Origin of the sequence: Geothermobacter hydrogeniphilus, assembly GCF_002093115.1 — a bacterium.
Classification (GTDB): Bacteria; Desulfobacterota; Desulfuromonadia; order Desulfuromonadales; family Geothermobacteraceae; genus Geothermobacter_A; species Geothermobacter_A hydrogeniphilus.
Genome location: NZ_NAAD01000008.1, coordinates 89,077 through 102,324 on the forward strand (window position 1 = coordinate 89,077; position 13,248 = coordinate 102,324).

14 protein-coding genes are annotated in these 13,248 nt (G+C 58.9%); all 14 read left to right on the forward strand.

Translation table 11 applies throughout. From position 1 onward, the window contains the following. Window positions 1-73: 73 nt before the first annotated feature. The 14 genes from B5V00_RS07990 (at window position 74) to B5V00_RS08055 (ending at window position 13,208) form a co-directional block, all read left to right on the forward strand. Complete coding sequence (locus B5V00_RS07990) at window positions 74-958, forward strand: cation transporter (RefSeq protein WP_085010248.1); 885 nt, start codon at window positions 74-76, stop codon at window positions 956-958. Window positions 959-1,000: 42 nt separating this feature from the next. Further along, window positions 1,001-1,513 carry a DUF2318 domain-containing protein gene (locus tag B5V00_RS07995; RefSeq protein WP_085010249.1) on the forward strand — a complete coding sequence of 171 codons (513 nt, stop codon included), beginning with the start codon at window positions 1,001-1,003 and terminating at the stop codon, window positions 1,511-1,513. An 83-nt stretch (window positions 1,514-1,596) separates the two neighbouring features. Beyond that, window positions 1,597-2,754 carry an ABC transporter permease gene (locus B5V00_RS08000; RefSeq protein WP_085010250.1) on the forward strand — a complete coding sequence of 386 codons (1,158 nt, stop codon included), beginning with the start codon at window positions 1,597-1,599 and terminating at the stop codon, window positions 2,752-2,754. A 20-nt stretch (window positions 2,755-2,774) separates the two neighbouring features. After that, window positions 2,775-3,485: an ABC transporter ATP-binding protein gene (locus tag B5V00_RS08005; RefSeq protein ID WP_085010251.1), complete on the forward strand. Its 711-nt coding sequence runs from the start codon at window positions 2,775-2,777 to the stop codon at window positions 3,483-3,485. Next, window positions 3,482-3,739, forward strand: a complete 258-nt coding sequence (locus B5V00_RS08010) for a zinc ribbon domain-containing protein (RefSeq protein WP_085010252.1) — start codon at window positions 3,482-3,484, stop codon at window positions 3,737-3,739. Before B5V00_RS08005 ends, B5V00_RS08010 begins: the two co-directional genes overlap by 4 nt. Beyond that, window positions 3,736-4,041, forward strand: a complete 306-nt coding sequence (locus B5V00_RS08015) for a hypothetical protein (RefSeq protein ID WP_085010253.1) — start codon at window positions 3,736-3,738, stop codon at window positions 4,039-4,041. Before B5V00_RS08010 ends, B5V00_RS08015 begins: the two co-directional genes overlap by 4 nt. Then, the gene (locus B5V00_RS08020) at window positions 4,038-4,496 is read left to right on the forward strand and encodes a c-type cytochrome (RefSeq protein WP_172399661.1); all 459 of its coding nucleotides are present in this window, start codon (window positions 4,038-4,040) and stop codon (window positions 4,494-4,496) included. The genes B5V00_RS08015 and B5V00_RS08020 overlap by 4 nt, the downstream gene beginning before the upstream one ends. A gap of 115 nt (window positions 4,497-4,611) precedes the next feature. Next, a complete protein-coding gene (locus tag B5V00_RS08025; RefSeq protein ID WP_172399662.1) occupies window positions 4,612-5,151 on the forward strand; it encodes a TlpA family protein disulfide reductase in 540 nt (179 codons plus the stop codon). Further along, window positions 5,148-6,434 (forward strand): TolC family protein, encoded by a 1,287-nt coding sequence (locus B5V00_RS08030; RefSeq protein WP_085010256.1) that lies wholly within the window; start codon window positions 5,148-5,150, stop codon window positions 6,432-6,434. The genes B5V00_RS08025 and B5V00_RS08030 overlap by 4 nt, the downstream gene beginning before the upstream one ends. Window positions 6,435-6,480: 46 nt before the next feature. Continuing rightward, entirely contained in the window at window positions 6,481-8,022 is a 1,542-nt protein-coding gene (locus tag B5V00_RS08035) for an efflux RND transporter periplasmic adaptor subunit (protein ID WP_245803932.1), read from the forward strand. Window positions 8,023-8,086: 64 nt separating this feature from the next. After that, window positions 8,087-11,311, forward strand: a complete 3,225-nt coding sequence (locus B5V00_RS08040) for an efflux RND transporter permease subunit (RefSeq protein ID WP_085010257.1) — start codon at window positions 8,087-8,089, stop codon at window positions 11,309-11,311. A gap of 62 nt (window positions 11,312-11,373) precedes the next feature. Beyond that, window positions 11,374-11,934, forward strand: coding sequence for a hypothetical protein (locus B5V00_RS08045; RefSeq protein ID WP_085010258.1), 561 nt, complete (start codon window positions 11,374-11,376; stop codon window positions 11,932-11,934). Between the two features lie 393 nt (window positions 11,935-12,327). Beyond that, a complete protein-coding gene (locus tag B5V00_RS08050; RefSeq protein WP_085010259.1) occupies window positions 12,328-12,906 on the forward strand; it encodes an OsmC family protein in 579 nt (192 codons plus the stop codon). A gap of 2 nt (window positions 12,907-12,908) precedes the next feature. Continuing rightward, window positions 12,909-13,208, forward strand: a complete 300-nt coding sequence (locus B5V00_RS08055) for a hypothetical protein (protein ID WP_085010260.1) — start codon at window positions 12,909-12,911, stop codon at window positions 13,206-13,208. The last annotated feature ends 40 nt before the right edge of the window (window positions 13,209-13,248 follow it).

Below are 13,248 nucleotides of genomic sequence, written 5' to 3' on the forward strand. Positions count from 1 at the left end.
GAGAGGGTTGGCACGGGATGTGATAAGGCTCCCCCTGAGTTTTGTTGAACGAATCCTTGCGAAGGGGTGGTCCATGAGCATGAAACGACGTTACCTGATCTATCTTGTCCTGCCGCTGGTTCTGGTGGCTGTTGCCGCCGGCTGGTGGTTGAAACCGGCCGGTTTCAACCGGGCCGAGGCGGCGCTGGCGGAATTCAGCGTGGAAAAACTTTCCTGCGGTTCCTGTGTGCAGAAAATCAACGAGGCCCTGCAGCCGGTTGCCGGAATCGGGACGATCGAGGTCAGCGTGACCAGCGGCCGCAGTCGGGTGGAGTTTGATCCCTCTCGAACCAGCAGTGCCGAAATCGGCCGGTTGATCACCGAGGCCGGATATCCGGCCCGATTGAGGACCGAACTGAGCCCGGCGGAATATGCCGGTCTGCGCCAGGAGCAGACCCGCCTGGGAGCCAAGTACGTTGCCAGAGTCGGTTCGCGGCTGGTGGCGCGTGATGACTTCGAGCAGGCGTTGAAGCTCCGGCTTGGAGATCGCGAGGCGTCCCCCGCGCTGCTTGAGCAGCTGCGTCGGCAGCTCTGGGAAGAACTGCAGCAACGTGAAATCCTGCTGGCCGCCGCCGAGAGCAGTGGGGTCGTGGTGCAGCCGGGTGAGGTCGATGTGCGTCTCGAAAAACTGCGCCAGGGACACGACGATCTGGACCAGCTGGTGACCAGGCGTTTCGGCAGCATGGAAGCATTCCGTCGCCAACTGCGCAACGACATGACGATTGAAAAACTGATGGCGACAAAAGTCCCGGCTGACATTGCCGATCCGGCGCAACGGCAGCTGCGGCTGCAGCAATGGTACGGCGACCTGGTGCAGCGGACCGAGGTGGTTATTTTCGATCCCCAGCTCAAGCGTGTCACCGCCGGCGGCGGTGACTGCGGCAGTGGCGGTGGTGGTAGTGGTGGCTGCTGCGGCTGACCCCCGATTCAGACCTGAACCAAAGACAAGGAGTTTGTAGAGATGTCCGATCGTCAAACCAAACGTGACCAGTTCAAGAACGAAGAAAAGAAGTCGGCCGGAAAGTTGCTGCTGCCGGGGGTTCTGGCCCTGCTGGCGATTGTCACCGGTGCCGCCTGGTTGCTGCTCGGCTCCGGCGGGACTGCCGGAGCGCGGACCGTAACCGCTGCTGAAGATGGTGTCATCCGCCTTGCGGCGAGTGATTTCGATGGCGGCCGGGCGCAGTTCTTCCGTTACGAAAGCCGGCGCGGCCCGATCACTTTTTTCGTGGTCAGGAGCCAGGATGGGGTTATTCGTGCCGCTTTTGATGCCTGCGACGTCTGCTACAAGGAGAAGAAAGGCTACCGGCAGGAAGGGGACGCCATGATCTGCAACAACTGTGGACAGTCGTTCCCCTCCAACATGGTCAATATCGTCAAGGGGGGCTGCAACCCGTCTCCCCTGTCGCGGCAACTGGCCGGTGGGCAGGTCCTGATCCAGGTTGCCGCCCTGGAGCAGGGAGCCAGGTATTTTTAACGGCATGAGACATCAATATGGCGCCAAGAAGAGTGGGCGCCCTGATGACAGGACGTCAGTGTCCAGATTTAAAGGCTTGAATTATGCGTCTTGAAACAATCACGTTCAACAACCTGAAACGCCGTAAGGGGCGGGCGATCTTCCTGCTGACCGGATTGCTGATCGGGGTGGCGACGGTGGTCGCGCTGTTGTCGCTGACCAATGCCCTGGCCGAGCGTGCCCGGAATGAGTTGGAGAGCTTCGGCGCCAATATCCTGATCACGCCGCGCAGTGATCAGCTGGCGCTCAGCTACGGCGGCATCACCCTCGGTGGTGTTTCCCTGACGGCCCATGAAATCGCCGAGGATTCCCTGGCTGCGATCGGTACCATCCCCAATAACCGTAACGTGGCGGCGGTTGCGCCCAAGGTGCTTGGCGCGGTCGAGGTCGCCGGAGGACGTGCCCTGCTGATGGGGGTTGATCCAGAGGTCGAGTTCGGTTTGAAAAAATGGTGGCAGTTGATGGGCAGCCGCCCTGAGGCGGATGACCAGCTGGTTCTCGGCAGCGCTGCGGCGGCCCGGCTCGGTCTGGCCATCGGTGACACCCTGGATGTTTCGGGGAAGCGGTTTCGGATCAGCGGCGTGCTGCAGCAGACCGGCAGTCAGGATGATCAGCTGCTGATCGCCCGGCTTCCGGCTGCCCAGCGGCTGCTCGGCAAGCCGGGACAGGTTTCGCTGGTCGAGGTTGCCGCCCTCTGCGCCAACTGTCCGATCAGCGATATGGTCAACCAGATCAGCCGGGCCCTGCCGGATGTTGAAGTACAGGCGGTACAGCAGGTGGTCAAGACCCGGATGCACGCCATCTCCCAGTTTCGTATTTTCGCCTGGGGGGTTGCCGGTGTGGTGATCCTGGTCGGCGCCCTGCTGGTGTTTGTCACCATGATGGGATCGGTCAGTGAACGTACCCGGGAAATCGGCATTTTCCGTGCCATCGGCTACCGGCGCAGTCATGTGCTGCGGCTGGTGCTGGTCGAGGCCGGCCTGGTCAGTGCTTTTGCCGGTCTGTTCGGTTACCTGGCCGGGGTCGGCGTAGCTGTCGGCGCTCTGCCGCTGCTCGGCGACGGTAAGGCGCTCTGGCATTTCGATCCGCTGCTTGCCGCGTCGGCGTTGATCGCGGCCGTGGTCGTCGGACTGCTGGCCGCCCTGCAGCCGGCGCTGCGCGCCAGCCGCCTGGAACCAAGCGACGCGCTGCGGGCACTCTGACCAACCCGAAAGGAACCGATATGGCTCTCATCCGGATCAGTGAACTGACCAAACATTTTGTCAATGGCGCCGATTGCGTCTCCGCCCTGCATGGACTCGACCTGGCGATCGAGGAAGGAACCTTCCTTGGTGTGATGGGGCCCTCCGGTTCGGGCAAGAGTACGCTGCTCGGACTGCTTGGCGGCCTCACCCGGCCGAGTGCCGGCAAGGTGGAGATCGACGGCATCGATCTTTATCGCCTGTCGAATGAGAAACGCGCTGATTTCCGCCGGGAATACCTCGGTTTCGTTTTCCAGAGTCACAACCTGGTTCCCTACCTGACCGCCCTGGAAAACGTCATGCTGCCGTTGGCGGTCAGTCGGCTGAAGGACGCCGAGAAGAAGCGCTTCGCGGCCGAAGTCCTGGAGCGGGTCGGCCTCAAGGACCGGCTGCTGCACCTGCCGCAACAGCTCTCCGGCGGTGAACAGGAGCGGGTCGCCATCGCCCGGGCGCTGGTCAACAAGCCGCCGCTGATCCTGGCGGACGAGCCCACCGGCAGCCTGGACTCGGCCACCAGCCGGCAGGTGATGGAACTGTTCAGCGAACTGCATCGTGAGGGGCAGACCATTGTCATGGTCACCCACAACCGGGACAACCTGGACTGGTTCGACCGCACAATCTTTCTGCGTGATGGACAGATCGTCGAGGAAATCAACCAGCGGCCGGAAACACCGGCGCGGGAGTGCGCATGATCCTCTTCTTTTTCATCAGCCTGGCGTTTCTGACCTGGTTGATCTGCCGGGAGCTTGAACGGCGAACCGTTCAGCCGTCTCTGCCGGGTGGTCGTTGCGGTGACTGCGGCGGCGAGATTCAGTCCGACTGGCTGATCTGCCCGCGTTGTCGCAACCTGGTGCAGCAGCATTGTCCGGCCTGCGGCGAGGCCCATGCCTGCAGTGACGCCTACTGTCCCTGGTGCGGGGATGCGGTGCGGGAGAAGGCGGCATGAAATCGCGGCGGTTGTTCGGGCGCGAAACCCTCTGGATCGGGTTCTGGCTGGTTGCCGGAGGCGTGGCGGTAGTGGCCTACAACACCTGGTTGCTCTGCTGCGGAGTCTGCTCGGTCGACAACCTGCTGACCCTCGGCTGGCCGGGCTGGATATTGTTGGTCGCCAATCTTGCGGCGGCCTTCATTTATGTTATCGTAAGAAGGCTTAACTTTCTGGAATCGCAGGTCGATACGTGTTTCTGTGGTTGTCAGTTGCAGCCTGGATGGCGGCATTGCCCGCGTTGTGGAAAGGATCGAAAATGAAATTTCTCTGGCTCTCCCTGTTGCTGCTGACCGCCGTCCCGGCTTTCGGGCATGAAGATCATCCCGGCGGTGACCACATGGCGGGTATGCAGGCGATCAAGGACAAGGTTCCCGCCGAGTACCGGGTCATGGATCGTTCGCCGGTTACGCCGACGGCGGAGTCTCTGGCCCGTGGTGCCTCATTGTTCGCTCAGAACTGTGCTGTCTGCCACGGTCCGGAAGGACGCGGCGACGGTCCCGCCGCGGCGTCGATGCGGACCCGGCCGGCCAATTTTCATGATGCTCATCACAGCGGCTTCTACAGCCCGGGGGAGAAGTACTGGATCATCAGCAACGGCCTGAAGAGCAGCGGCATGCCGGCCTACGGCGACCGGCTGACCCCGCGACAGCTCTGGGATCTGGTCAACCATGTTCTGTCCCTGCCGCAGAAGGGCATGGATGACCTCTTCAACTAGGCTGATGAAGAACGCCCATCTGCTGCCTCTTTCCCCCGAATCAACGACGTACCTTCCGGTACGCCTTATTCCGCGGGGGGGCGGACGCCTTGCACCTGGACATTTTTGCACAGCCTTGGGAACGCGACTTTTTTCCTCACGTTCTGCCGGGTCACGATGGAAGACGTTCCTGCTCGCGCTGCTGTTGCTGGTTCCGGCGGTTTCGGCCGCGGCTTTTCAGCCCGGCGAGGTGGCCCCGGATTTCACCCTCAAGGATCTTGCCGGGCGGGATGTTTCCCTGGCCGATTACCGCGGACAGCTGGTGGTTCTTGATCTCGGCACCACCTGGTGCCCCGGGTGTCGCTACCAGAACCGGGAACTGGCCAAAATCGATGACATATTTGCCGATAACCAGGTCCGGATTCTTGAGATCTTCATGCGGGAGACGGTCGAAACGGTGCGTGGTTTCCTCAAGAGTCTCGATCTTTCGGAGGCCAATGCCCTGCTTGATGACGGTAGTGTGCAGAAGGGCTACAACGTTTACCTGATTCCGCGCGTGCTGATTATTGACGGCAAGGGCAGGGTCAGGTTTGACGCCGGGTTGACCGGAGCTGACGAAATTGAAACAAAGATCCGCACCTTGCTGGCGGAGTCCAAGGAGGTTAAAGAACCATGAAATATTTGTTCAGCATCCTGCTTCTTATTTTGCTGCTGCCCATGTCGGTGTCGGCTGCCGATTCCCTCGACGGGCTGGTGGCGGAGGCCCTGAAGAATAATCCCGACCTGAAGGCGGCGGAGTCCCGCTGGCACATGTTCGAGCGCAAAATCATTCCGGCGCGCTCTCTGGATGACCCGATGCTCTCGTTTGCCTTTGTCAACTATCCGACCGATTCGTTTGCAGCGGGCGACACCCCGATGACCGGCAAGGATTTCAAGCTGTCGCAGAAGTTTCCCTTCCCGGGAAAACTGGGGACCAAGGGGGAGATCGCCGAGCAGAAGGCCCTCTGGTACAAGGGGGCTTATGACGACCTGAAGCTGCAGTTGACCCGTAAGGTCAAAGACGGCTGGTATCGGCTTTTCTATCTTGATCGCGCCGTCTCCATCACCAACAAGAATATCAGTATCCTGGATGACTTTATCCGCCTGACCGAAACCCGGTACCAGGTCGGCACCGGCATCCAGCAGGATGTGCTCAAGGCCCAGGTCGAACGCTCGAAACTGATGGACCAGTTGTTCACCCTGCAGCAGCAGCGCAAGACCGTGCAGGCCGATCTGGACAGTCTGCTGAATCGCCCCACCGGAACCCCGATCGAGACTCCGGAAATTGTTCCCGTGACCAAGGTCGAGCAACCATTACAGGAGCTGCAGACGATATCGGAGCAGAAGCGGCCGCTTTTTGCCGCGTTCCAGTCCATTGTCGATCGTTATAAAGCCCGGCGCAAGTTGGCCAAACTTGAATACAAACCGGACTTCAACATCTGGGGTGGTTATCGTTTCCGCGAGGAAGCCGGCAACGACCCGGTTGACGGTCAGGATTTCGCCAGTATCGGTATCAGCATCAACCTGCCGATCTATCTGGACAAGCGGGATGAGGCTGTTGCCGAAGCCGATTCCGGTATCCGCATGGCGCTGCAGCAGTACCATGAGTTCCGCAACCGGGTCAGTTTCAATATCCACGATGCCTTCGTGCAGATGGAGAAGGATCGTGACCTGGTGCTGTTGTACAAGACCGGCATCGTGCCGCAGGCTGATCAGACGTTCAAGGCCAGCCTGGCCGCCTACCAGGTCGGCGATGTCGAATTTCTCAGTCTGCTGGATGCCCTGCTCAAACTCTACAGCTATGAAATGGATTATTACCGGGTTCTGGCCGACCACGAACGCGATGTGGCCCGCCTGGAAGCGGAATCCGGCCTCAGGTTCATGGCCGTCGAAAAGATAGATACCAAACCCCAGCCCTAATGGAAGTCAGCGTCCACCAGAACTGACGATGCAAAGGAACAGAATCATGACCCGAGCAGAAAAAATCAGCCTTTCACTCTTTCTTCTCTTTTCGACGGTTTTTGCCGGTGAGGCTCTTTTCAACCAGATATGTGATCGTATCTTCGATTGTCCCGACAAGTGGCATATCGGTGAAGCCCAGGCCGCCGGGGAGAAATATACCTGCGGCATGCACCCGATGGTGATTGTCGACGAACCGGGCACCTGTCCGATCTGCGGCATGGAACTGGTGCCGCTCAAGGCCGGGACCGGCGGCGGGAGTGCCTCCGATAAACCTGCCGGGGAACGGAAAATCAAGTACTGGCAGGCGCCGATGGATCCGACCTACATCCGCAACGAGCCGGGCAAGTCACCGATGGGGATGGATCTGATCCCGGTTTACGAGGATGAAGCTCCGGGCGGATCGCAGATTTCCATTGATCCGGTGACCGCGCAGAACATGGGGATTCGGACGGCTGTTGCCGGGACGCGGGATATGAGCCGGACCATCCGGACCGTCGGCCTGATTGCCTATGATGAACCGAAACAGTTTTCCATCAACAGCAAGATCGCCGGCTGGGTTGAAAAGCTGTATGTCAATGAAACCGGACAGTTTGTCAAGAAGGGGCAGAAGCTCCTGGAAATCTACAGTCCGGAGCTGGTTTCGGCCCAGGAAGAGTTTCTGCTGGCGCTGAATAACCGGAGCGCCCTGGCCAGCAGTTCCTTCCCGGAAATTGCCGAAGGCGCCAACCGTCTGCTTGAGTCGTCCCGCAGGCGACTGCAGCTCTGGGATATCTCCCAGGATCAGATTCGGCGTCTGGAAAAGACCCGTAAGGTCGAAAAAACCCTGGTTCTGCGGGCACCCTATGACGGCATCGTCAACATGAAAATGGTTAACGAGGGGATGTATGTCAAGGCGGGCCGGGAGCTGTTTCAGATCTCCGATATTTCCAAGGTCTGGATTTATGCCGACATCTATGAATACGAACTGCCGTGGGTTCGGGTCGGCCAGCGGGCTGAAGTCATCCTGCCCTTTGTCGGAGAGAAGAGCCTGACGGCCAAGGTGGTTTACATCTACCCGTACGTGGAACCGAAAACCCGGACGGTCAAGGCGCGGCTGATTCTGGACAACCCGGGTTTTCAGCTGAAGCCGGACATGTATGTCAATGTTCGTCTGAAATCGGAAACTGTCAAGGACGCGCTGGCGATTCCGGCCGAAGCGGTTCTCTATTCAGGTGAGAAACAGACCGTCTTCATTGCCCTTGACGGGGGCAAGTTTGAGCCGCGTCCGGTGAAGGTCGGCATCCAGGATGACAACGGAATGATCGAAATCAAGCAGGGGGTTCTGCCCGGGGACCGGGTCGTCACCAGTGCCCAGTTCCTGCTTGACTCGGAGAGCCAGCTGCGGGAAGCCATCGCCAAGATGCTCGAAGTGCAGTCCAAAAAGACGGCCGGCGGGAAAGACGCGTCGATGTCTGCCGACGATATGTCCGGAGAGGACAAGCCGGCCGGGAGTGACCCCGCCGGGTCCAAACAGGGCAAGCAAGGAAAAGCCGAGGATCTGTTCTGAAGAAAAGACCCTGGCGCCGGCAAGTTTTTGTAACTCCTGACCCCTGACATTCTGGAATGACGAGATGCTTGAAAAAATAATCGATTGGTCCATAAAGAATAAGTTCATGGTTGTCCTGGCGACCCTCTTCTTCATTGTCGGCGGCCTCTACTCCATGATGAAAATGCCCATTGACGCCATCCCGGATCTCTCGGATGTGCAGGTTATCGTTTTCACCGAATATCCGGGCCAGGCTCCGCAGGTGGTTGAAGACCAGGTTACCTATCCGCTGACCACGCAGATGCTGGCGGTGCCGGGGGCGAAGGTGGTCCGCGGTTACTCGTTCTTCGGTTTCTCTTTTGTCTACATCATTTTTGAGGATGGAACCGATCTCTACTGGGCCCGATCGCGGGTGCTGGAATATCTCAATTACGCCGCGGGCCGGCTGCCGCCGGGAGTGACGCCTGCGCTGGGGCCGGATGCCACCGGGGTCGGCTGGGTCTATGAGTACGTCCTGGAGAGTGACAACCACGATCTGCAGCAGTTGCGCTCGATCCAGGACTGGTTCCTGCGCTATGAGTTGACCAGCGTCCCCGGGGTTTCCGAGGTCGCCTCCATCGGTGGTTATGTCAAGCAGTATCAGGTTGAGGTTGATCCGGACCGGCTGCTCGCCTACCACATCACCATCCCGCAGATCAAAAGGGCGATTCAGCGATCCAACAACGATGTCGGCGGCCGGCTGGTCGAGATGGCCGAGACCGAATTCATGGTTCGCGGACTCGGTTATATAAAATCGGTTGAAGATCTGGAGAATGTCGTTGTCGGGACCGACCGGCGCGGCACGCCGATCATGCTGCGTGACCTGGCCAAGATTCATCTCGGACCGGAGTTGCGTCGAGGTGTGGCTGAACTGGACGGGGAAGGTGAAGCGGTCGGCGGGATCGTGGTCATGCGGTTCGGCGACAATGCCCTGAAAACCATCGAGGGGGTCAAGGAAAAACTCAAGCAGCTTCAGGCCGGTCTGCCTGAAGGGGTCAAGATCAAGTCGGTCTATGACCGCAGCGGCCTGATCGAGCGGGCGGTAGACACCCTGAAGGAAAAGCTGATCGAGGAGAGCATCGTCGTGGCCGTGGTCACGGCCCTGTTCCTGTTCCATATTTCCAGTGCCCTGGTCGCGATCGTGTCCCTGCCGATTGCCATTCTGATGGCCTTTATCATCATGTCCTGGCAGGGGGTCAATGCCAATATCATGAGTCTCGGCGGTATCGCTATCGCCATCGGCGCGATGATCGACGCGGCCATCATCATGATTGAAAATGCCCACAAACACCTGGAGCGCGATCGGGGTAAAAAACCGCACTGGGAAATTATTGCCGACTCGGCCAAGGAGGTGGGCCCGGCGCTCTTTTTCTCCCTGCTGGTGATCACCGTTTCCTTCTTCCCGGTTTTCACTCTCGGGGAGCAGTCGGGGCGGTTGTTCAAACCGCTGGCCTACACCAAGACCTATGCCATGGCTGCCGCCGCCCTGCTTTCCGTGACCCTGGTTCCGGTGCTGATGGGCTGGTTTATCCGCGGCAAGATTCCCGATGAGGAGAAAAACCCGATCAACCGCCTTATGATCAAGGCCTATCATCCGGTGGTCGACTTCGTCCTCAAATGGCGCTGGCCGGTGCTGATTGTCGCACTGCTGCTGACGGCTACCAGCATCTATCCGCTGAAAAAAATGGGTTCGGAATTCATGCCGCCCCTTTACGAGGGGGATCTGCTCTACATGCCGACCACTCTGCCGGGCATTTCGATCACCAAGGCCAGGGAGATCCTGCAGCAGACCGACCGGATCATCCGCCAGTTTCCCGAAGTTCACCATGTCTTCGGCAAGGTCGGGCGGGCCGAAACCGCCACCGACCCGGCTCCCCTGTCGATGATGGAGACGACCATCATGCTCAAGCCGGAGGATGAATGGCGCAAGGTCCATCACGACCGCTTCTATACCAACTGGCCGGATTATCTGGAAATACTGAAAAAACCGCTGCGCTGGATGTTTCCCGAGATGGGAACGATCACCGTCGAGGAACTGAAGACGGAGATGAACAACGCCATCAAGTTCCCCGGTCTGACCAACGCCTGGACCATGCCGATCAAAACCCGTATCGACATGCTCTCGACCGGGATCAAGACCCCGGTGGGCATCAAGATCATGGGGGATGATCTGCAGACCCTGAGCGACATCGGTGAAGAGATCGAGGCGATCGTACGCGATATCCCCGGCACCCTGAGTGTCTATTCTGAACGGGTGGTCGGCGGTAATTATCTTGATTATGACATTGATCGCGTCGCCGCCGCCCGCTACGGGTTGACCGTCGGTGATGTGCAGGATGTCATCCAGTCGGCGGTTGGCGGCATGAATGTCACCCAGACGGTCGAAGGTCTGGAACGCTACCCGGTGAATGTGCGTTATGCGCGTGATTACCGTAATGACCTGCAGTCGCTGGAACGGGTGCTGATTCCGCTTCCCGACGGCAAGCATATTCCGATTTCACAGGTGGCCAAGATCCACATCAGAAAAGGACCGCCCAGCATCAAGAGTGAAAACGCCCGGCGTACCGCCTGGATTTACGTTGACCTGAAAGATATTGACGTCGGTACCTATGTCGCCAACGCCCAGGCGGAGCTGGCGAAAAGGATCAAGCTGCCGGCCGGTTACAATATCGTCTGGAGCGGCCAGTATGAATACATGCAGGCGGCGGCCGCCAAGCTGAAGGTGGTCATCCCGCTGACCCTGCTGATCATCTTCGTCATCATCTATACCAACACCAAGGGGCTGGTTAAGACCGGTATCATCTTTCTCGCCCTGCCGTTGTCGCTGGTCGGATGTTTCTGGTTTCTGTACGCCCTCGACTACAACATGTCGGTGGCGGTCTGGGTCGGAATTATCGCCCTGGCCGGTATCTCCGCTGAAACCGGGGTGGTCATGCTGCTCTACCTCGATCTGGCGTTTGAACTCTGGAGAGACAACGGTCGGATGAACAATCTGGGGGATCTGACCCAGGCGATCCATCACGGCGCGGTCAAACGGATCCGGCCGAAGGTCATGACCATCTGTGTCATTATCGCCGGTCTGATGCCGATCATGTGGTCCCATGGCGCCGGCGCCGACGTGATGAAACGGATCGCCGCGCCGATGATCGGCGGGGTTATCACCTCGGGGGCCATGGAATTGATGGTCTTCCCGGTTATCTATTTCATGTGGCGGGGATTGAAACTGAAGCACGAATTCGAACCGACCGCGATGGAAGATATTCACGACTGATGCAGACTTCGGCTCATCAGCTTGCCGGGCGCAAGCCCGTACCACAACCAAGGAGAAAAAGAATGAAGACTGTTGGAAAGCTCGTATTGATTGCCGTTTTTATGCTGACCCTGCCGTTGGCCGCAATGGCTGACGGTAACCACGGCAAGAAGATGGATATGGACCATGGCAGCATGAAAGGCATGAAAGGCATGGACCATGACAAGATGAAAGGCATGGACCATGGTGATATGAAGGGCATGAAGATGGACGGTGACATGATCATGCTCGGCAATGACAGTGACGAGGGCATCAAGGCCATGGCCCACGCCAAAGTCTATGATCAGGCGGGGCGTGATGCCCTGGCCAAGATGGGGATGAATTCAACCCATCACCTGATGCTCATGTTTACCGATGAAAAAACCGGCAAGCCGGTCACTGAGGGCAAGGTCGCCGTCAAGGTGAAGCGTGAGGGTGGTGAAGAAAGCAAACCCGTCATGCTGATGGCGATGAAAATGGGGATGGGAGCCGGTTTCGGCGGTGACATCAGCCTGCCCGAAAAGGGTGAATATGAAATCAAGGTCGGCACCCGTCTGGCCGACGGCAAAAAACGTCAGTTCAAGTTTGAAATCGAGGTTAAATAACCACTGTTGCTCTGACAGACCGGGGGGAGGCGGCGATCGCCTCCCCCTTGATTTTCTTCTCAACCAGGAGTCGATGAGTGCGAGCCCGGGCCGGAAGGATTCGACGAACGGAAAAAGTCCTGTCGATCCGTCCGCAATCGTCCTTGTCAGGGCCCTGCATCCTGTCTCCAGAAACAACAGCCCGGCATTCCATCGCTGGTCTTTTTCACACGCGACATCCCCGCATTACCGAAAAAAATGTGCAGCCGGTTTCCGCGCTCAGCATAGTGGTTTCCGCTCATCATGACTGGAGCCAGGCGGAGGCCGCCGCGGAAACCTGATGGCGAAAACGGTTGTTCGGCTGAGATGGTCCGCCGACGTTCTCTTTATCTTCATTGGAAGGATTTTGTTGGTATGAGTCAAGAAATCAAGCAGGCCATTGAAAACCTGATCACCGCGATCTCCAGCAAACCGCAGATGGCCACTTCGGTTTTTCGGGCCTCCTCCTACTCGGAGCAGGACAGCCTCGCGGTGGAGTCACGGATGCGAGGCTTTACGACGGCCATTGATGAACCCCTGGAACTCGGCGGCACCGACAGCGGTCCGAATCCGGTGGAAATGCTCCTTGCCGCCCTGGGGGGATGCCAGGAAATCGTCTACCGGGCCTATGCCTCGGTCATGGGGCTGCGGATCGAGCGCATTGAAGTCCACGCCAAGGGATACCTGGATCTCCGCGGATTGCTCAATCTGGCCGAGGTCCCCGCCGGGTTTTCACAGATTTCATTCACGACCCGGATCGTGTCGGACGAACCGGAAGAGAAGATCCGTCAACTTGCCGAGATGGTTGAGTGCCATTGCCCGGTCATGGATACCCTGCAGCGACCGGTGCCGGTTGCCGGCAAGGTGGAGGTGGTGACCCCCGAGGGAGCCACCGGGGCAGGAAAGGTTATTCTCACCAGTGTTCCGGATAATCCTTCTGTGTCGGGTGACTAGCGATGTCGGGTACACTGTCGGTGAAAAAGTTTCTCGGCGCGGTTCTCCTGCTGGGCTTGTTGCTGCTCTGCGGCGGCTGCATGCACCTTCCGCATTCCGGCCATGCCGGTTCGGCGGGATCATCCGCGGCCGGCGCCCCGATGTCGGGCATGAACTGCGGCGGATTGGACCATCAGGCGATCGACAATCAGGCGAAGGCAGCAAACGGTGACCGTCTCGGCCTTTTTTCGGAGGGACAATCCTCCTGGGCCTGGCTGGCCGGCGGCGGTATGGCCCTGATGATGGTTCTGGTGATGCTCTGACGGCAACCCCGCGCCTGTTCGGAAACTGTTGCCCGAAAGA

Excerpts from the sequence above, each read along its gene's own strand:
- B5V00_RS07995 (WP_085010249.1), top strand. The coding sequence starts at position 1,001 with ATGTCCGATCGTCAAACCAAACGTGACCAGTTCAAGAACGAAGAAAAG.
- B5V00_RS08040 (WP_085010257.1), top strand. The coding sequence starts at position 8,087 with ATGCTTGAAAAAATAATCGATTGGTCCATAAAGAATAAGTTCATGGTT.
- B5V00_RS08035 (WP_245803932.1), top strand. The coding sequence starts at position 6,481 with ATGACCCGAGCAGAAAAAATCAGCCTTTCACTCTTTCTTCTCTTTTCG.
- B5V00_RS08000 (WP_085010250.1), top strand. The coding sequence starts at position 1,597 with ATGCGTCTTGAAACAATCACGTTCAACAACCTGAAACGCCGTAAGGGG.
- B5V00_RS08005 (WP_085010251.1), top strand. The coding sequence starts at position 2,775 with ATGGCTCTCATCCGGATCAGTGAACTGACCAAACATTTTGTCAATGGC.
- B5V00_RS08045 (WP_085010258.1), top strand. The coding sequence starts at position 11,374 with ATGAAGACTGTTGGAAAGCTCGTATTGATTGCCGTTTTTATGCTGACC.
- B5V00_RS08020 (WP_172399661.1), top strand. The coding sequence starts at position 4,038 with ATGAAATTTCTCTGGCTCTCCCTGTTGCTGCTGACCGCCGTCCCGGCT.
- B5V00_RS08010 (WP_085010252.1), top strand. The coding sequence starts at position 3,482 with ATGATCCTCTTCTTTTTCATCAGCCTGGCGTTTCTGACCTGGTTGATC.
- B5V00_RS08030 (WP_085010256.1), top strand. The coding sequence starts at position 5,148 with ATGAAATATTTGTTCAGCATCCTGCTTCTTATTTTGCTGCTGCCCATG.
- B5V00_RS08050 (WP_085010259.1), top strand. The coding sequence starts at position 12,328 with ATGAGTCAAGAAATCAAGCAGGCCATTGAAAACCTGATCACCGCGATC.
- B5V00_RS08055 (WP_085010260.1), top strand. The coding sequence starts at position 12,909 with ATGTCGGGTACACTGTCGGTGAAAAAGTTTCTCGGCGCGGTTCTCCTG.
- B5V00_RS08015 (WP_085010253.1), top strand. The coding sequence starts at position 3,736 with ATGAAATCGCGGCGGTTGTTCGGGCGCGAAACCCTCTGGATCGGGTTC.
- B5V00_RS07990 (WP_085010248.1), top strand. The coding sequence starts at position 74 with ATGAGCATGAAACGACGTTACCTGATCTATCTTGTCCTGCCGCTGGTT.